Source organism: Actinomyces gaoshouyii (assembly GCF_002072175.1).
Taxonomy (GTDB): domain Bacteria; phylum Actinomycetota; class Actinomycetes; order Actinomycetales; family Actinomycetaceae; genus Actinomyces; species Actinomyces gaoshouyii.
Window position 1 is genome coordinate 220,304 of sequence record NZ_MVIV01000004.1, and the last position, 17,271, is coordinate 237,574.

16 protein-coding genes and 1 pseudogene are annotated in these 17,271 nt (G+C 71.0%); 4 read left to right on the forward strand and 13 right to left on the reverse strand.

The window, feature by feature from the left end; translation table 11 throughout:
• Nucleotides 1–83: 83 nt before the first annotated feature.
• The 9 genes from era to B1H50_RS05540 all read right to left on the reverse strand — a co-directional run bounded on the left by era (nucleotide 84) and on the right by B1H50_RS05540 (nucleotide 8,492).
• Nucleotides 84–1,232, reverse strand: coding sequence for a GTPase Era (era, locus tag B1H50_RS05500; RefSeq protein ID WP_080462762.1), 1,149 nt, complete (start codon nucleotides 1,230–1,232; stop codon nucleotides 84–86).
• Entirely contained in the window at nucleotides 1,229–2,521 is a 1,293-nt protein-coding gene (locus B1H50_RS05505) for a hemolysin family protein (protein WP_080462763.1), read from the reverse strand. Before B1H50_RS05505 ends, era begins: the two co-directional genes overlap by 4 nt.
• Nucleotides 2,518–2,976: an rRNA maturation RNase YbeY gene (gene ybeY, locus B1H50_RS05510; protein WP_080462764.1), complete on the reverse strand. Its 459-nt coding sequence runs from the start codon at nucleotides 2,974–2,976 to the stop codon at nucleotides 2,518–2,520. The genes B1H50_RS05505 and ybeY overlap by 4 nt, the downstream gene beginning before the upstream one ends.
• Entirely contained in the window at nucleotides 2,973–4,184 is a 1,212-nt protein-coding gene (locus tag B1H50_RS05515; protein WP_080462765.1) for a PhoH family protein, read from the reverse strand. The genes ybeY and B1H50_RS05515 overlap by 4 nt, the downstream gene beginning before the upstream one ends.
• 216 nt (nucleotides 4,185–4,400) lie before the next feature.
• Nucleotides 4,401–5,270 carry an EamA family transporter gene (locus B1H50_RS05520; RefSeq protein ID WP_080462766.1) on the reverse strand — a complete coding sequence of 290 codons (870 nt, stop codon included), beginning with the start codon at nucleotides 5,268–5,270 and terminating at the stop codon, nucleotides 4,401–4,403.
• Nucleotides 5,271–5,394: 124 nt separating this feature from the next.
• Complete coding sequence (locus tag B1H50_RS05525) at nucleotides 5,395–6,141, reverse strand: ABC transporter permease (protein ID WP_080462767.1); 747 nt, start codon at nucleotides 6,139–6,141, stop codon at nucleotides 5,395–5,397.
• Entirely contained in the window at nucleotides 6,138–6,935 is a 798-nt protein-coding gene (locus B1H50_RS05530) for an ABC transporter ATP-binding protein (protein ID WP_198939977.1), read from the reverse strand. Before B1H50_RS05530 ends, B1H50_RS05525 begins: the two co-directional genes overlap by 4 nt.
• Nucleotides 6,936–7,002: 67 nt before the next feature.
• Nucleotides 7,003–7,617, reverse strand: coding sequence for a TetR/AcrR family transcriptional regulator (locus B1H50_RS05535; RefSeq protein ID WP_080462769.1), 615 nt, complete (start codon nucleotides 7,615–7,617; stop codon nucleotides 7,003–7,005).
• An 86-nt stretch (nucleotides 7,618–7,703) separates the two neighbouring features.
• Nucleotides 7,704–8,492, reverse strand: a complete 789-nt coding sequence (locus tag B1H50_RS05540) for a 16S rRNA (uracil(1498)-N(3))-methyltransferase (protein ID WP_080462770.1) — start codon at nucleotides 8,490–8,492, stop codon at nucleotides 7,704–7,706.
• A gap of 50 nt (nucleotides 8,493–8,542) precedes the next feature.
• Between B1H50_RS05540 and B1H50_RS05545 the strand changes: the two genes are divergently transcribed.
• Nucleotides 8,543–9,310, forward strand: coding sequence for a YggS family pyridoxal phosphate-dependent enzyme (locus B1H50_RS05545; RefSeq protein ID WP_080462771.1), 768 nt, complete (start codon nucleotides 8,543–8,545; stop codon nucleotides 9,308–9,310).
• 39 nt (nucleotides 9,311–9,349) lie between these two features.
• On the opposite strand, the gene dnaJ is transcribed toward B1H50_RS05545, so the two are convergent.
• Both dnaJ and hrcA read right to left on the reverse strand, forming a co-directional pair.
• Nucleotides 9,350–10,465 (reverse strand): molecular chaperone DnaJ, encoded by a 1,116-nt coding sequence (gene dnaJ / locus B1H50_RS05550; protein WP_080462772.1) that lies wholly within the window; start codon nucleotides 10,463–10,465, stop codon nucleotides 9,350–9,352.
• 68 nt (nucleotides 10,466–10,533) lie between these two features.
• Nucleotides 10,534–11,598, reverse strand: coding sequence for a heat-inducible transcriptional repressor HrcA (gene hrcA, locus B1H50_RS05555; protein WP_080462773.1), 1,065 nt, complete (start codon nucleotides 11,596–11,598; stop codon nucleotides 10,534–10,536).
• Between the two features lie 108 nt (nucleotides 11,599–11,706).
• On the opposite strand from hrcA, the gene B1H50_RS05560 reads away from it, so the two are divergent.
• Both B1H50_RS05560 and B1H50_RS05565 read left to right on the forward strand, forming a co-directional pair.
• The gene (locus tag B1H50_RS05560) at nucleotides 11,707–12,762 is read left to right on the forward strand and encodes a DUF3097 domain-containing protein (RefSeq protein WP_080462774.1); all 1,056 of its coding nucleotides are present in this window, start codon (nucleotides 11,707–11,709) and stop codon (nucleotides 12,760–12,762) included.
• A 130-nt stretch (nucleotides 12,763–12,892) separates the two neighbouring features.
• Nucleotides 12,893–14,287, forward strand: coding sequence for an MFS transporter (locus tag B1H50_RS05565; RefSeq protein WP_080462775.1), 1,395 nt, complete (start codon nucleotides 12,893–12,895; stop codon nucleotides 14,285–14,287).
• 71 nt (nucleotides 14,288–14,358) lie between these two features.
• Here B1H50_RS05565 and B1H50_RS05570 read toward each other — a convergent pair whose 3' ends face one another.
• Together B1H50_RS05570 and hemH are read right to left on the reverse strand one after the other, a co-directional pair.
• Nucleotides 14,359–15,762 carry a sodium:proton antiporter gene (locus B1H50_RS05570; RefSeq protein ID WP_080462776.1) on the reverse strand — a complete coding sequence of 468 codons (1,404 nt, stop codon included), beginning with the start codon at nucleotides 15,760–15,762 and terminating at the stop codon, nucleotides 14,359–14,361.
• Nucleotides 15,763–15,828: 66 nt separating this feature from the next.
• A complete protein-coding gene (hemH, locus tag B1H50_RS05575) occupies nucleotides 15,829–16,893 on the reverse strand; it encodes a ferrochelatase (RefSeq protein ID WP_080462777.1) in 1,065 nt (354 codons plus the stop codon).
• Nucleotides 16,894–16,986: 93 nt separating this feature from the next.
• Between hemH and B1H50_RS09965 the strand changes: the two are divergent.
• A pseudogene (locus B1H50_RS09965) lies at nucleotides 16,987–17,181 on the forward strand (leucine zipper domain-containing protein); the annotation flags it as partial.
• Nucleotides 17,182–17,271 lie beyond the last annotated feature (90 nt).

Consider the following 17,271-nt stretch of genomic DNA (forward strand, 5'->3'; position numbering starts at 1 on the left):
CCTGAGCGTCGCGGGTGCTTGCCCGAGCAGCCCGCGGACGCCCCCTCGGCGGCCCGCTGGCGCCAGCGCTCCTGGGCGCGCGGCTAGAAGCCGAGCTTGGCCAGGGCCTTGGGATCGGACTGCCAGTCCTTGGCGGTGCGCACGTGGAGGTCGAGATAGACCTTGCGGCGCAGGTAGTCCTCGATGCCGCGGCGGGCGCGCACGCCGATCTCCTTGAGGCGGGCCCCGCCCTTGCCGATGACGATGGCTTTCTGGGAGTCGCGCTCGACGACGAGGCTGACGCGCACCTGCATGCGGTTGCCCGCGCCCTTGACGGGCCCCAGGCTGCCGGGCGTGGTGCCGCGCGGGTCCATGACCTCGTCGACGATCACGGCGAGGGAATGCGGGAGCTCGTCGCGCACGCCCTCCAGGGCGGCCTCGCGGACGAGCTCGGCGATCATGATGTCGCGGGGCTCGTCGGTGATCTCACCGGTGGGGTAGAGCGGCGGCGAGGGGGGCAGGTGACCGGCGAGGACGTCGGCGAGGACGTCGATCTGTTCGCCGCGCGCGGCGGAGACGGGCACGATGTCCGCCCAGTCGCCGAGTTGGTCGACGGCGAGGAGCTGGGAGGCCAGGGCCTCCCTGCCCACGGTATCCGCCTTCGTGACGACGGCGACGACGGGGGCGCGCAACTCGGCGATGTCGCGGGCGATGAAGCGGTCGCCGGGCCCGATCCTCTCGTTGGCGGGGATGCAGAAGGCGATGACGTCGACGTCGGTGAGGGTCTCGCGGACGAGGTCGTTGAGGCGCTTGCCCAGGAGGGTCCTGGGGCGGTGCATGCCGGGGGTGTCGACGAGGACGATCTGGGCGTCCCCACGATGGACGACGCCGCGCACGTTGTGGCGGGTGGTCTGGGGGCGGTCGGACATGATGGCGACCTTCGTGCCGACCAGCGCGTTGGTGAGTGTGGACTTGCCGGCGTTGGGGCGCCCGATGAGGCAGGCGAAGCCGGCGCGGAAGCTCTCGGGGCAGGCGGGCAGGGAAAGCCCTGCGGCGTCGCCAGTGGTCTCGGGAGCCGGGCCCTCCCCGTCGGTCCCCTCGGCTCCGACGTCGGTGGGGCGGATGCCCGTCAAGGCGTTCTCACCGGCCATGAGCTCGGCATCGGAGGGGAAGCGGATGGGCTCAGCGGGCCCAGTGGACTCAGTGGAGTCAGCGGGCTCGGCGTTGTCGTTCTCGGTGCTCTGGCCGGTCATGGGCGGTGATCGCTCTCATCGTCGTGGGTGTCGGGGGTGCGGGTGGCCAGGAGGGTGGCGACCTGGCGGCGCCTGCCGGAGGCCTCTCCGGCGGTGAGGCGGATGCCCTGCCAGTCGCCGACGGCACCGGGCAGGGGCACTCGGCCGATGGCTTTGGTCAGCAGGCCGATGGCGGTGTCGACATCATCGTCGTCGATCTCGAGGCCGAAGAGCTCCCCGAGTTCGTCGAGGCCGAGGCGCGCGGGGACGCGGTAGGCGCCGTCGCCGAGGCCCTCGACCTCGGGCTCGGCGTGGTCGTGCTCGTCGGTGAGCTCCCCGACGACCTCCTCCAGCAGGTCCTCCATGGTGACCAGGCCGGCGATGCCGCCGTACTCATCGACGGCGAGGGCCATGTGGAAGCGGCCGGACTGCATGTCGCGCAGGAGGTCGTCGGCGGCCTTGGTCTCTGGAACGTAGACGGCCTCACGGGTGAAGTCGACGACGGCACGGGTCTCGTGCTCGGGATGCTCTCCGAGGCGGCGCAGGACATCCTTGAGGTAGAGGATGCCGCGCACGTCGTCGGCATCGTCGCCGATGATGGGGACGCGGGAGTACCCCGAACGGATGAACAGGCGCATGGCGGCGGCCATGGGCTCGTCCTCCTCCATGGTGATCATGTCGGGGCGGGGCACCATGACTTCGCGCACGAGGGTCTGGCCCAGCTCGACGACGCTGCGCATCATCTCGCGATCCTCGTCCTCGATGGACTCCGATTCGCCGATCTCGTCGATCATTTCGCGAAGGTCCTGGGTGACGGCTTCACGGGCCTCGGCCTCGGTGAGGGTGGAGGCGCGCCCGAAGCGGGACTCCAGCCAGCGCCAGGGGGCGCCGAGGGCATCGACGCGGCGCAGGAGGCCGGCGAGAATGAGGAGGGTCCCCTCGGGGTTGCGGCGCCCGAGACGGCGCGGGGAGATGCCCACGACGAGACCGAGGAGGACGGCGTTGACCCCGGCGGCGGCGAGGAGGACCTGCCACCAGGAGGTGAGCAGGCCGGCAACGGCGAGGGTGACGAGGACGGCGGCGAGCATGTCGACGCCGATGCGCGCGGCGCCGATGGTGCCCAGGACCTCGCCGCGGCGCTCGGCGAGGGCCAGGACTCCGGCGGCGCCCCGACGCCCGTCCTCGAGAAGGTCCTCGGCGGCGGCGCGAGTGATACGGACCAGGGCGGCCTCCCCGGCGGAGAGGGTGGCGCCAAGGGCGAGGATGAGGACCGAGGCGGTGATGAGCAGGGCGACGGGGGTGCCGGTCATGCGCCCCTGCTCGCGAGGAAGGTGAGGAGGAGGGTGCGCTGGAGATCGAACATCTCCTTCTTCTCCTCGGGCTCGGCGTGGTCGTAGCCGAGCAGGTGGAGGATGCCGTGGGTGGCCAGCAGCAGCATCTCCTCCACGGCGGAGTGCCCTGCGGCGATGGCCTGCTTGGCGGCGACCTGGGGGCAGATGACGATGTCGCCGAGAGTCCCGGCGGGGGCGGGGTCGTCCTCGTCACCGGGGCGCAGCTCGTCCATGGGGAAGCTCATGACGTCTGTGGGGCCGGGCAGATCGAGCCAGCGGACGTGGAGCTCCTCCATGGGCCCGGGGTCGATGAAGAGGATGTTGAGCTCGGCCAGCGGGTTGACGTGCATGGCAGTGAGCACGTGGTCGGCCAGCGCGGCGAATTCGGCGCCGTCGATGGCTACCTCTGTCTCGTTGTTGATCTCGGTGGTCATGCGCGGCTCCTGGCGGGGGCGTGATGGGCGGGGCGGGCGGTGCGGTGCCCGCGAGAGCGGTGGGCGGCGGCCCCGGCGCTGGCGGTGGGGCCATCGCGGTTGGCCCGCAGGGCCTGGGCGGCAGCGGTCTCGGCGTCATGGGCGGCGTAGGCGTCGATGATGCGGCCCACGAGGCGGTGGCGCACGACATCGGCGGCGCCGAGCTCGCAGAAGGAGATGCCGTCGACGCCGTCGAGGATCCGGCGCACGACGACGAGACCCGAGCAGTGGGAGCCGGGCAGGTCGATCTGGGAGATATCCCCGGTGACCACCATCTTGGAGCCAAATCCGAGGCGGGTGAGGAACATCTTCATCTGCTCGGGGGTGGTGTTCTGGGCCTCGTCGAGGATGACGAAGGCGTCGTTGAGGGTGCGCCCGCGCATGTAGGCCAGTGGCGCGACCTCGATGGTGCCGGCGGCCATGAGCTTGGGCAGGGTCTCGGGCTCGAGCATGTCGTGGAGGGCGTCGTACAGGGGCCGCAGGTAGGGGTCGATCTTGTCGGTGAGGGTGCCCGGGAGGAAGCCGAGGCTCTCGCCCGCCTCGACGGCGGGGCGGGTGAGGATGATGCGGGAGACCTGATGGCGGGCGAGTGCGTCGACGGCCTTGGCCATGGCGAGGTAGGTCTTGCCGGTGCCGGCGGGGCCGATGCCGAAGGTGATGGTGGCGTCCTCGATGGCGTTGACGTACTTCTTCTGCCCCAGCGACTTGGCGCGGATGGTGCGGCCCCGGGCCGTGAGGACGCCCTCGGCGAGGATGTCGGCGGGGCGCGCAGCGGCCGCGAGGAGGCCGATGGCGCGCTCGACCGCGTCGGCGGTCAGCGGTGTGCCGGCGCGGGCGACGTCGATGAGCTCGGAGAGCAGGAGGACGACGGTGTCGACGACAGATGAATCGCCGGTCACGCGGATCTCGGTCTCGCGCACGAGGATGTCCGCGTCGGGGAATCCCTTCTCGACGGCGCGCAGGACCTCGTCGCGCACGCCGAGGAGGGCGACGAGGGCGAGATCGGGGGGCAGGACGAGGGTGCGGGTGACCTCTGCGGCGGAGGCCGTGGGCGAGGCGGCACCGGGCGAACCGGGGCGAGCGAGACGCGCGGCATCGCCGGGGGCGGCTGGCGAGGTGGTCTGCGGCGCGTGGGCTGCCACTACTGGGTCGATGGGCGCGTTGGTCATCGCGGCCGATCCTACCGGGGCGGGCAAGGCCGAGAGGACGGGGCGGATAGGGAGGTCTGGACGGGCTGGTCCGCGCGGAGATCTGCGCCGAGAAGCAGAACCGGCTGGTCAGCAATGATCCAACTCCGCCGACGGCAGTCGGCTGACTCCCCGCTGCTGCGCCCCGGTCACGAGAGGTACGTCCACAGCGGATCAGCAACCTGGGATCGCTGCGGTCTACAGAGCCATCGCGAGCGTGCCGATCGTCAGCAGGACCAGGCCGGCCAGGTAGCGCCCGCTCAGGCGCTCGCGCAGGATGAGGATGGAGAAGACGACGGTCACGAGGATGCTCAGCTTGTCGATCGGCACGATGACACTCGCAGGGCCGTCCTGCAGCGCCCGGTAGAAGCAGAGCCATGATGCCCCGGTCGTCAGCCCTGAGACCAGCACCAGCGCCAGCTCCTGCCGGGGCAGGGAGCGCAGGGGGCGGCGTCGCCCGCTCACGGCGACCATCGCCCATGCCATCACTAGGACCACGGCCGTGCGGATCGCCGTGCCCAGGTTCGACTCCACGCCGACGATCCCGAGCTTGCCCAGGATCGCCGTCAGCGCGGCGAACACCGCCGAGCCCAGCGCGTAGACCAACCACCCCCGGGAGCCGGGTCGCCCGGCGCAGAGAGTCAGGGCATCGGCGCGCTCCAGCATGAGCAGCGTGCCCACGACCATGAGGACCACGCCCGCTCCCCCGAGCGCCGTCAACGGCTCGCCCAGGAGGACGACGGCGAGCAGCACCGTGAGCACGGTGCTCAGCTTGTCGATCGGGGCGACCCTCGAGGCCTCCCCGAGCTGGAGGGCCTTGAAGTAGCACAGCCACGAGGCTCCTGTGGCCAGCCCGGAGGCGACGAGCCAACCGAGGGCGGCGGCGTCGATGCTCGCGATCTGGGCCTGCGAGCCCCGGAGGAGCACCATGGCGACGGCGGCGGCCAGTACCGCGGGCGTGCGCAGGGCGGTGGCCAGGGTGGAGTCGATCTGCCGGGTGCCCGCCTTGGCGAGCACCGCCGTCAGCCCGGCGAACAGGGCCGAACCACAGGCGAAAACGATCCACATAAGCCCAGGCTAGCCTCCCCGCCCCCCCAGCGGCCTCGTCGAGTTCGTACTTTCGGTGACGAGTTCGGTGGGTGGAGGGACTAACTCGACGAGACGCACGCGTGCCGGCAGCGCCACCCAGCCTTCAGCGAGTCCTGCGGGGCATCGTCAGCGGGGCGGCGGTGAGCAGCACGAGGCCGATCATCACCAGGACCGCGGCATCCATGACGAGGCCCTGCGTCACCTCCGGCCCCGCCTGGACCTCGCCGACGGCGTTGACCGCCCAGCTCATCGGCATCACCAGGCTGACCGGCTCCAGGGCCGACGGCAGCTGGCCGCGGGGGACGAGCATCCCGCACAGGAAGACCTGCACGCCGATGAGCAGTGGCATGAACTGCACCGCCTGGAACTCCGTGCGTGACAACGCCGACACCAGCAGCCCCATCGCCACACCGACGAAGGCGTCCAGCAGCGCGGTCAGGATGATCCACGCCCAGTTCCCGGCGATCGTCACCCCCAGCGCCCAGGCGCACACGGCGGAGAGCACGAGGGCCTGCCCCATCGCAATCACCATGAACGCCGTGGCGTAGCCCATGAGGAGGTCGGCGCGTCTCATCGGCGTGGTCCACAGGCGCTCCAGGGTCCCACTCACGCGCTCCTTGAGCATGGAGATGCTCGTGACCAGGAACATGACGGACATCGGCAGGATCGCGATCATCTGCACGGCCACCCGGTCGAACAGCGCATCCCCGCCCGGGTAGTCCCTGTAGATGAAGTACAGGAGCGTCACCAGCAGCGCCGGGACCGCCAGGATGAGGGCGATCGTGCGCCTGTCATTGAGCAGTTGGAGCAGGACTCGTCTGACAGTGGCGGCGTAGGTTCGCATTCTCATCGGCTCATCTCCTCACTCGTGGCGCTGGGGCCGCCGGATCGCCCGGCGCTCTCGGCCGACTCGGCCTGATGGATGATGGCGAGGAAGGCGTCGTCGAGCGTCTCGGCACCGGTGCCGGCCAAGAGCGCCGGCGCGGTCGTCTCTGCCAGGATGCGGCCCTCTCGCATGAGCAGGACGCCGTCGCACCGGAAGGCCTCGTCCATGACATGGCTGGAGACGAGGATCGTGGTACCGCCCTCGGCGATGCGGCGGAAGGCCGTCCACAGATCTTCCCTGGTCACCGGGTCCAGGCCGACCGTCGGCTCGTCGAGCACCAGCAGCTCCGGGGCCGCGACGAGCGCGCAGGCCAGCGAGACCCGGTTGCGCTGCCCGCCGGAGAAGGTGCCCACCCGCCTTTCGGCGATGCCCGAGAGGCCCACCTCCGCCAGGACCTCGTCGACGCCCCTGGCGCGCGGCCCGGCCAAGCGGGCGAAGTAAGCCACGTTCTGGCGGGCGCTCAGGTCCGGGTAGATCGAGGCCTCCTGGGTGAGGTAGCCGATGCGGCCGCGCAGTGGCGCGCTGCCCGGCACGGCCCCCAGGACCTCCAGTTCCCCCGAGTAGCGCTGCACGCCGACGATCGAGCGCATGAGCGTCGTCTTCCCACAGCCCGACGGCCCCAGCAGGCCGGTCATGGAGCCCGGGGCCAGAGCCAGGTCGAGTCCGTGGAGGATCTCGTTGCCGCCGCGGCTCACCACGAGGCCGGTGGCGCGCACGGCGGGTGCGAGCGCCTCCGATGGGGCATTCTCATTTTTCATCATGTGATGAATATATGGGCGCGGGCCCGCATCGTCAAGAGTCATCACTGGATCCCGCCGCCTCCCGTCAGGCGGCCGACGAGGGCAGCTCCCCCGTCGCATAGCGCTGAATGGTGGGGGCGATGAGCGCCACCGCCTCCTCGATATCGAGCGAGGCGACCTCATCGAGACGGGCCAGCCAGCGCACCACGCCGAATCCGATGAGCTGGCCGGCGATGAGCTGGCCGCGCAGCTCGGGCCGGTCAGGGGCGAGCTTGTCCATGATGTTGCCCAGGATGCCGGTCACGATGAAGTCGCGGAAGGGCGCCAGGCTCTCGTCATTGCTCATAGCGGCTCGGATGACGGCGGAGAAGCGATCACCGCCGAGCCCATCCCACAGTCCCACGAAGGAGCGGACGATCCCTTCTCCCAGCTCCTCGGGTGCGAGGCGGGAGATCGCCTGGGCCCGCTCGGAGATATCGACGGCGCCGGTCCCGGCCGCCGACGCGACGACGGCCTCGGCGAAGAGCTCGGCGCGATCCCTGAAGTAGTGGTGGACGAGGGCGGGATCAACGCCGGCACCCCGTGCGACGCCGCGCAGCGAAGTGCGGTAGCCGTCTCTGGCGAACGCCGTGCGGGCGGCGGCGAGGATCGCCTCTCGCGCATCCGGGCTCCCGGCGGGCCTGCGACCGCGCGGGCTCATCGCCGCCTCCTCACAGGTGATACCAGCATCGACAGCATGGCCGCAGTATGCCCCATGGGCGCCGGTCGACGCCGCGGCCCCGCGGCTCACCCCCAGAGACCGGCCCGTTGGGCGAGGATGGCCAGGGCGACGGGGCCGGCGGAGGCCGTGCGCATGACATGCGGGCCGAGCCGCACCGTCACCGCGCCGGCGCCCTCCAGGGCGGCCAGCTCCGCAGCGCTGATCCCGCCCTCAGGACCGACGACGACGCCCACTGCACCGGCGCTGGGGAGCTCCACACCGCTGATGGGCGCCACCGCCTCCTCATGAAGGACGAGCACTGCTCCCCCGTCGGCGACGACACCTCTCACCCAAGCGGCGAGATCCGCGGTTCTCCTGGGCTCGGCCACCTCTGGCACACGGGCGCGGCGCGCCTGCTTCGCCGCCTCACGGGCGGTGACCTCCCAGCGCGCCCGCCCTTTGGCGACCTTCGGCCCCAACCACACGGAGATCGAGCGCTCCGCCTGCCAGGGCAGCACGAGGTCCACGCCGACCTCGGTGGCGGTCTCCACGGCCTGCTCATCGCGGCCGCCCTTGGCCAGGGCCTGGACGAGGGCGAGCCGCACAGGCGGCGCCTCCTCCGCTGCGCGCTCGATCACCCTCACGGCCAAGCGGTCCTTCGCGCCGCCCTCACCGGCGGCGGTCACCTCGCAGACCAGGCGCAGGCCCGTTCCATCCACGAGATCAACGCGCTCACCGGCGCGCAGCCGCCGCACCGCGACGGCATGACGGGCCTCCGGGCCAGTGAGGACGAGGGCGTCCCCCGGCCCGGCCGCAGCGGCTGCACCATCGGGCTCAAGGGTCTCGGGGCTCATGAGGAACACGGGCGCGGTCACCCCCCAAGCCTACGGCCCGCTCCGGCAGCTCCGGTGCTAGCGTCCGGGCCATGATCCCCAGCCCGCACGACGCCCCGGCCGCTCCGATCACGCCGGAGGACTTCGCCCGCAACCTCGCCGCGGTCCGCTCCCGCCTGGAGGCCGCCGCCGAGCGCGCGGGTCGGGAGGCCCGTGAGATCAGGCTCCTGCCGGTCTCGAAGACCGTCCCAGAGGACCGGCTGCGCGCCGCCGTCGCCGCGGGCATCACCCAGATGGGCGAGAACAAGGTCCAGGAGGCCAGGCGCAAGAGCGAGAATCTGGCGGATCTTCCCATCCACTGGGCGCTCATCGGCCATCTCCAGACCAACAAGGCCAGGGATGCGGCGGCCTTCGCCCACGAGTTCCAGGCACTGGACTCCCTGCGCGTGGCCGAGGCCCTCGACCGCCGTCTCCAGGCGCTCGGTCGGCCCCTGGACGTCTACGTGCAGGTCAACTCCTCGGGCGAGGCCAGCAAGTTCGGCCTGGAGCCCGCGGATGTTCCCGCGTTCCTTGCGGCACTGCCCGTCTATTCCTCCCTGCGGGTGCGCGGGCTCATGACCCTGGCCGCCCGCACCGACGACGCCGCCCGCATCCGCGCCTGCTTCACCACCATGCGCGAGCTGCGCGACGCCGGGCTCCAGGCGGGCGCTGTGGGCGACGGCCAGCTGTCCATGGGCATGAGCGGCGACTTCGAGATCGCCATCGAGGAGGGATCCACCTGCGTGCGGGTGGGTCAGGCGATCTTCGGGGCGCGCCCCGCTACCGGCGCCCAGTACTGGCCGGAGCCGCGCCGGGCCTGAGGGCACGGGCGGCCAGGGCCCTGACGCCGCCCGCTCAGCTCAGCGCCCGGAAAACTTCTCCTTCAGGCGCCCCATGACGGACTCGTCGCGGTGGGACAACTCGCCCTCCTCCCCGCGCAGCTCGGCGAGCTGGCGCAGCAGGTCGCGCTGCCGCTCGTCCAGGCGTGTGGGCGTCTCGACCACGATCTCGACGTTGAGGTCACCGCGCCCGGCTCGGCGCAGGCGCCCCACGCCGAGCCCTTTGAGGGGCAGGACCTCGCCGGGCTGCGTGCCCGGCCTGACGACGATGTGCTGGCCGCCGTCGAGGGTGGAGATGTCGAACTCGGCGCCGAGCGCGGCCGCGGTCATGGGGATGCGCAGCTCGGTCCACAGATCGTCGCCATCGCGGCGCAGGTTCTCGTGCTCGACCTCGTGGAACTCCACGTAGAGATCGCCGGCGGGACCGCCCGCGGGCCCGGCCTCGCCGCGCCCGGACATGCGCATGCGCGTGCCGGTGGACACGCCGGCGGGAATGCGGATCTCGATGTCCTGGTGGGTGCGCTTGCGGCCCTCGCCGGAGCAGTCGGGGCAGGGGGTCACGATGACGGTGCCGTAGCCGTGGCAGGCGGTGCACGGCGAGGTGGTCATGACGTTACCGAGGAAGGAGCGCGCCATGTGCTGCACGGAGCCCGAGCCGTTGCAGGACGAGCAGTTCACCGGCGAGGTACCGGGCGCGCAGCAGGAGCCCTCGCAGGCGGGGCAGGTGATGTAGACGTCGAGGGGGACGGTGCGGGTGGCGCCGAAGGCGACCTCCTCCAGCTCGACATCGACGCTCAGGAGGGCGTCCTGGCCCCGGCGCGCGCGGGACGCGGGCCCGCGAGAACCGGCCGCGGCCCCGAAGAAGGAGCTGAAGATGTCGGCGAAGCCCCCGAAGTCCCCTCCGCCGAACCCGGCACCGCCCCCGCGCACGGCATCCTCCCCGCCGAGATCGTAGAGCTCGCGCTTCTCGGGGTCGGAAAGGGTCTCGTAGGCGGTGGAGACGAGCTTGAACTCGTCCTCGTGCCCGGGGCCGGCGACGTCGGGGTGCAGGGCGCGGGCCTTCTTGCGGTAGGCCTTCTTGATCTCGTCGGCGCTGGCCCCACGGGTCACGCCGAGCACCTCGTAGTAGTCGCTCACAGTCGGGTCTTCCTTCAATCGTCAGTCGATGGTGGTCAGTGGTGCGGTGCAGCTGGCGCGGCGGCCGCTCAGTCCTGCGGTCCGGCGAGGAACCGGGACAGGTAGCGGGCAACGGCGCGCACAGCAGCCATGGTGGCCGGGTAGTCCATTCGGGTGGGGCCGATGATCCCCAGGTGGGCGACGGCGTCGCCGACGCCCGGGCCGTACCCGGCGGTGACGACGCTGGCCTCGGCCAGGGCATCCTCGTGGTTCTCCGAACCGATGCTCACGCGCATCCCGGAGGCGTCGGCAGGGTCCCCTGAGAGCAGGCGCAGCAGGACGACCTGCTCCTCGATGGCGTCCAGGAGCGGTCCCATGGTGGTGAAATCTGGGGTGGCGCGGGCCAGGTTCGCGGTGCCGGCCACGGCGATGCGCTCCTCGGCGTCGGGGCGCAGGGCGGCGATGAGCTCGCCGGTGACGGCGGCCAGCAGCGCGCGCTCGTCGGAGGGGGCCTGCTCCGCCAGACCTGCCAGTGCGGGGGCGACGTCGTCGGCCCGCCGCCCCACGAGTGAGGCGTTGAGGCGGATCTTGAGGCGCTCCAGGGCGACGGGGTCGATGACGCCGTGCGCGCCGTCGTCCCCCGGGTCGGGACGGTCGCCCATGAGGGTGATGGTGCGCTGCTCGACGCGCCCGGTGTCCGTGATGATGACCATGAGCAGGCGCGCGGGCGCCAGGGCCACGAGTTCGAGGTGTCGCAGCGAGGTCAGCCGCAGGCTCGGGTATTCGACGACCGCCAGCTGCCCGGTGAGCTGGGCCAGGACCCGCACGGTGCGGAGCACCACCTGCTCCAGGTCCACCGCGCCGGTCAGCAGCGCGGATATCGCCGCGCGCTCGGGGGCGGACAGAGGCCTGATGCGGGCGACCTCGTCGACGAAGAGGCGGTAGCCCTTCTCGGTGGGGACGCGGCCCGCGCTCGTGTGGGGCTGATGGATGTAGCCCTCGTCCTCCAGGGCGGCCATGTCGTTGCGGATGGTGGCCGGGGACACGCCGAGGCGGTAGCGCTCAACGAGGGCGCGCGAGCCGACGGGCTCACGAGTGCGCACATAGTCCGTGACGATGGCGGACAGGACTTCGAGACGGCGGTCATCAGCCATGGCGCTGTCCTCCTCCCGGCTCCCATGCGTTAGCACTCTCGGTCGACGAGTGCCATCCTACGCCCGGCCCGGCGGGTCTCCCGTTCGCCCAGCGTGAGCCTCGCTACCGTGCCCGGCGTGACTCCAGTCCCCCTTCACCGCCCCCAGGCCGTCCCCGGCGCGACGGCGGCCCGCCGCAAGGCCCTGCGCGAGCAGGGCGCCACCCGCGCGCAGCAGCACGCGGCGGGGCCGACGAGGACCGCCGCGCCCGGATCGGCCCGCGCGCCCTCGCTGTCCGACCGCTACGGGGGCGACGTGCTCGCCGCCGACCCGCATCGAGTGGGCCCGCGCGCCATCCGCCTGGAGTCGGTCCATGTGGCCGTTGAGCGAGGCATGGTGCTGGAGGACCGCGAGACCGGCTTCGTAGGGGCGGCGGTTGCCGTGGAGAAGTCCGGGGGGCGACAGATCGTCGTCCTGGAGGACCGCCACGGCGCACGGCGCGGCTTCACGCTGGGCCCGGGCTTCTGGCTGGAGGGCCGTCCTGTCATCCTCGATCCCCCGGCGCCGGCGCGCCGCTCCCCGAGCGGCCCGGTGAGCGCCGGCGGCAGGCGCCTGACAGCGTCGGGCTCCTACGCGGTGGAGGGCGGGCGCGCCCGCACGGCCCGCGCCTCGAGGATCTGGGTGGAGGGCAGGCACGACGCCGAGCTCGTGGAGAAGGTCTGGGGCGATGACCTGCGCCATGAGGGCGTCGTCATCCTCATGCTCGACGGCGTGGACAACCTGGAGGAGGTTATGGCCGAGTTCGCCCCGGGGCCGACCAGGCGGGCGGGCGTCCTCGTGGATCACCTCGTCACCGGCTCGAAGGAATCGCGCATCGCCGAGCGCGTCCGCTCCATGCCGGGCGGGGACGACGTGCTCGTGCTGGGCCACCCGTATGTGGATGTGTGGCAGGCAGTGCGCCCCGAGAGGCTGGGTCTGCGCGCCTGGCCGGATATCCCGCGCGGCACGGATATCAAGCGCGGGACGCTCGAGGCGCTCGGCTGGCCGCACGCCACCCAGGCGGATGTTGCCCGGGGCTGGAAGCGGATCCTGGCGAGGGTGCGCTCTTACAAGGATCTGGAGCCGAGCCTGCTGGGCCGCATGGAGGAGCTCATCGACTTCGTCACTGCCCCCGGCACTGCCTGAGGGGCCCGCCGGCCGGCTCGCCAAGGCGGGCCGCGTCCCATCGCAGCGCGCCACCATCGCCACGGGGGCTATCGGAGGGGCAGAATTGATGGGTCGTCTATCCGGATGGCACCGATGAAGGAGCACAACGATGTCCTCTGCCGATCAGCGCCCCCTGGGTCTCCTCTCCGCGCCCCCCGCGCTCCCCCGCCTGCCCGATCATGAGATCGCGCCCACGTACAGGAGGTGGAGGGCCAGCGCCTTCATGGGGATCTTCATCGGCTACGCCGGGTTCTACCTGATCCGCAACAACGTGTCGCTCGTAGCCTCGATCCTCAAGGATCACGGAATCATGAGCGCCTCGGATATCGGCCTGGTGGCCAATGCGGTGCTCTTCGCCTACGGGCTGTCGAAGTTCTTCATGGCGATGCTCTCCGACCGCGCCAATGCCCGCTACTTCATGCCCCTGGGACTGGCGCTGTCCGCCATCATGAATCTGTTCATCGCCCTCGTGCCGGCCCTGACGGCATCGGTGGGCCTGTTCGCGGTCCTCATGTTCATCAATGGCTGGTTCCAGGGCATGGGATGGCCCCCATCCGGGCGCGTCCTCGTCCACTGGTTCTCCACGCGCGAGCGCGGCTGGAGAACCTCGATCTGGAACTGCGCTCACAACGTCGGAGGCGCCGGAATCGGCCTCATCTCCGCCTGGGCGCTGGACTCCTTCGCCTCCGACGACGCCGACTGGACCCCCGCGTTCTGGGCGCCCGCGCTCGTCGCGCTCGTGGTCGCCGCCGTCGCCCTCCTGCTCATCCGCGACCGCCCCGAGGCCATGGGCCTGCCACCGATCGAGGAGTACGCCGACGATCCCGCCAAGGTCGAGGCCGACAACGACGAGGAGGACTGGCGCTCCCTGCTTTTCGACCATGTGCTGAGGAGTCGCGTCATCCTGCTCCTCGCGGTGACCAACGTGTTCGTCTACACGCTGCGCTACGGGGTGCTCAACTGGATCCCGGTCTACCTGACCGACTACATCCATGGCGCGAACGTGAAGGACGGCATCCTCGGATTCGCGATCTACGAGGGCGCTGGCATCGCCGGCACGCTCCTGTGCGGGTGGGTGTCCGACCGCGTCTTCCACGGCTGGCGCTCGGGCGCCGGCATCCTGTTCCTCGGCGGCGTGGGCGTGGCCCTCGTCATCTACTGGCAACTGCCGCCGACAGCCCCCATGGGCCTGTTCTACCTGCTCATCGCGATCATCGGCGGGCTCATCTACGGGCCGGTGATGCTCATCGGGCTGCAGGCGATCGACCTGTCCCCGCGCAATGTGGCCGGCACGGCCGCGGGCTTCACCGGCCTGTTCGGCTACCTGCTGGGCGCGACGCTCGCCTCCAGCGGCGTCGGCCACCTCATCGACCAGGCGGGCTGGAATATCACCTACATGTGCCTCGTGGGAGTGGTTGTGGTCGCCGTCATCCTCATGACTGTCGTCGGCCGCGATGAGCGCCGCCTCCTGCGGGAGGGCTCCGCGCACGTGAGCGAGGGCTGAGGAGAGCGAGGAGGCGCGGCGGCCAGCCCATCGAGGGCCGGTGGCCGCGCCTCCTCCCGCTCGCCTCCCTCTCAGGCGTCCTGGATGGCCAGGCGGCGGCCTCGCCGGATGAGGACGGCATCCCAGGCGAGCAGGGCCGCCGTGAGCAGGCCGCCCAGGAGCTTGGCCCACAGGGACTGGGCGATGAAGAGCATGACCATGGCGGCCAGGATCGGGACGAGTCGGGTGGCGGTCTGCACGACGTAGCCGCCGAAGGAGGGCATGGCGACGCCGTCGGCCTCGGCCACGGACTTGACCATGAGATTCGGGCCGTTGCCGATGTAGGTGATGGCGCCGCAGAACACAGAGCCGAGTGCGATGGGCACGAGGTAGCGCTCGGGAGCGCCCGCGACGAGCACTTCGCCCGGGGATTCCACGACCGAGACGACCTCGAAGAAGGTGACGTAGGTGGGGGCGTTGTCGAGCACGGAGGACAGGCCTCCTGTGAAGATGAAGAAGGCGATCTCGTTCATCGGCAGGCTCGGGACGATCTCGTCCAAGTACTCCAGGGCCGGGATCATGGTCAGGAAGATACCGACGAACAGGGCGGCGACCTCCGCGATGGGCCCCCAGGTGAACTGGTTGTCCTCGTAGCGCACGCGCTTGTCCCCCAGGAAGTAGGAGGCGGCCGCGGCGCCGATCATGATGGCCTCGCGGATCGGCAGCCAGTCGCTGAGGGTCGCGTGGCCCGCCTCGATGGCGTGGACGTCGATGGAGGGGGCGAGTGCGACGGCGGCGATGATGACGGCGAACCAGATGAAGTTCACAGTGCCGCGCAGCCCCAGGGGCTCGAGCTCGGCCTTGTCGCGCGCGATGTTGGCGCTGGGCTCCTGGGAGTGGAAATAGGTGTCCAGGGCGAAGTAGGACACCAGCAGCATCCCGTTGACGAACAGCCACTCGGGCAGGAGGTGGAAGGTCCATGTGAAGGGGACGCCGCGCAGGAAGCCGAGGAAGAGCGGCGGATCACCCAGGGGTGTGAGCAGGCCGCCGCAATTGGCGACGATGAAGATCGTGTACAGAACGGTGTGGACGCGGTAGCGCCGCTCCCGGTTGGTGGCCAGCAGGGGGCGGATGAGCAGCATGGCGGCACCGGTGGTGCCCACGAAGGAGGCCAGGACACCGCCAATGGCCAGGAAGGTCGTGTTATTGCGGGGCGTGGCCTCGATATCGCCCTTGAGGTAGATGCCGCCGGCGACGACGAAGAGCGAGAGCAGCAGGGCGATGAACTGCCCGTACTCGACGACGGCGGCGAAGACCCGCTGCCAGCCCAGGGCGTGCCACATCCAGGCGGCCACCGGCAGGCCGAGGGCCGAGGCCAGGATGAGCTGGTTGCGGTTCTTCTCCCACCAGTGCGCGGTGGCGGGAATGAGGGGAAGGGTGGCGATGCTCACGAGCATCGCCACGAACGGAAGGGTGGACCACCAGGGCAGGTGCACAAGGTCTCCTCTGATTCTCGGTTTGTCCGCCACCCACCATAGCCGACAGCGCGAAACCGCCCCGTTTCAATCCACCCATCCGGACAGCGCGCTGCGGGCCTGCTCGGCCAGCGCGGCCACGCAGCCGGGCGCGTCATTGCCCCAGGGGATGTAGTGGAAGTCCCCTCCCCCGGCGGCGGTGAAGGCCTGCCTGTTGAGCTGGTCGATCTCCTCCAGGGTCTCCAGGCAGTCGGCCATGAAGCCGGGGCAGATGACGTCGAGGCGCGGGCAGCCGGCCGCACCCAGCCCAGCAACGGTGTCGATGGTGGCCGGCCCAATCCACTTCGCAGGCCCGAACACGGACTGGAAGGTGGTGCGGATGAGGCCCTCGGGGGCGGCAAGCCGCGCGGTGAGGAGGTCGGCGGTGCGCTCGCACTCGGAGCGATAGGGGTCCCCGGCGTCGTGCATGGCCCGGGGGATGGAGTGGAAGGACAGCAGGAGGCGCCCGCCGGCGGCGGGGTCGGGGCGGCCGTAGTGCTCCCAGTGGCCCTCGATGGCGGTTGCCAGGGCCTCGATGTAGGCAGGGGCATCGGGGAAGGAGCGGATGGTGCGCAGCTCGGGCTGATCGCGGCCGGCGAGGATGAAACGGGCCGCCTCGTCGATGACGGTGCCCTGACTGGAGGCGGAGTACTGGGGGTAGGCGGGCAGGACGGCGATGCGGCGGCAGCCCGCCTCCATGAGCTCGCCCATGACGCGCCTGAGGGCCGGCTTTCCGTAGCGCATGGCGATGCGGACCTGGACGGCGTCGCCGAGGGCACTCGCGAGGAGCTCGCCCTGCCGCTCGGTGTGGTGCATGAGGGGAGAGCCGGAGTGGCTGGTCTCGTGGCCGGCGCGCCAGATGGTGGCGTACTTGCGGGCTGAGCGCGCTGGTCGGATGGTGAGGACGACGCTCTCGAGGATGGGGCGCCACAGGGCGGGATGGGTCTCGATGACGCGCCTGTCGGTGAGGAACTCGCGCAGGAAAGGGCGCACGTGCTTGGCAGTGGGCGCCTCGGGCGTACCGAGGTTGGCCAGAATGAGCGCTGGACGGGAATCAGGGCCAGGATGTGCGGGGGTCACGGGGTCCTCGACGGCGTGGGCGGGTGGCTTCATGACGACGCGACTCGATTCGTCACCTCCGCGAGATTACCCGATCCCGGCCGGGCTAAGTTGCACTTCCCTGGCGTCCGATCCGAGGAGGCCTTCATGACTGACGCTAACGCACCTTTGACGCCTGAGGGGCGTCGTCGTCTGGCCCGTGTGGTGATGGAGGAGGGCTGGTCGATGCGTCGGGCGGCTGAGCGCTTCCAGGTATCACCGGCCACGTCCAGCCGGTGGGTGGGGCGCTGCCGGGCCTGCCGGGCGATGGACAACCGCTCCTGCCGTCGCCACCGCACTCCCATCAGCCGCGCCCACAACCTCACAGGGAACTACACCTAACCGGCACGGGTGCCGGCGCGCGAAATGGCGAGGTTCGAGGTTCGCTTTCCG

Excerpts from the sequence above, each read along its gene's own strand:
- B1H50_RS05530 (WP_198939977.1), bottom strand. The coding sequence starts at position 6,935 with ATGAAAAATGAGAATGCCCCATCGGAGGCGCTCGCACCCGCCGTGCGC.
- B1H50_RS05545 (WP_080462771.1), top strand. The coding sequence starts at position 8,543 with ATGATCCCCAGCCCGCACGACGCCCCGGCCGCTCCGATCACGCCGGAG.
- hemH (WP_080462777.1), bottom strand. The coding sequence starts at position 16,893 with ATGAAGCCACCCGCCCACGCCGTCGAGGACCCCGTGACCCCCGCACAT.
- hrcA (WP_080462773.1), bottom strand. The coding sequence starts at position 11,598 with ATGGCTGATGACCGCCGTCTCGAAGTCCTGTCCGCCATCGTCACGGAC.
- era (WP_080462762.1), bottom strand. The coding sequence starts at position 1,232 with ATGACCGGCCAGAGCACCGAGAACGACAACGCCGAGCCCGCTGACTCC.
- B1H50_RS05520 (WP_080462766.1), bottom strand. The coding sequence starts at position 5,270 with ATGTGGATCGTTTTCGCCTGTGGTTCGGCCCTGTTCGCCGGGCTGACG.
- B1H50_RS05515 (WP_080462765.1), bottom strand. The coding sequence starts at position 4,184 with ATGACCAACGCGCCCATCGACCCAGTAGTGGCAGCCCACGCGCCGCAG.
- B1H50_RS05535 (WP_080462769.1), bottom strand. The coding sequence starts at position 7,617 with ATGAGCCCGCGCGGTCGCAGGCCCGCCGGGAGCCCGGATGCGCGAGAG.
- B1H50_RS05565 (WP_080462775.1), top strand. The coding sequence starts at position 12,893 with ATGTCCTCTGCCGATCAGCGCCCCCTGGGTCTCCTCTCCGCGCCCCCC.
- B1H50_RS05505 (WP_080462763.1), bottom strand. The coding sequence starts at position 2,521 with ATGACCGGCACCCCCGTCGCCCTGCTCATCACCGCCTCGGTCCTCATC.
- ybeY (WP_080462764.1), bottom strand. The coding sequence starts at position 2,976 with ATGACCACCGAGATCAACAACGAGACAGAGGTAGCCATCGACGGCGCC.
- B1H50_RS05525 (WP_080462767.1), bottom strand. The coding sequence starts at position 6,141 with ATGAGAATGCGAACCTACGCCGCCACTGTCAGACGAGTCCTGCTCCAA.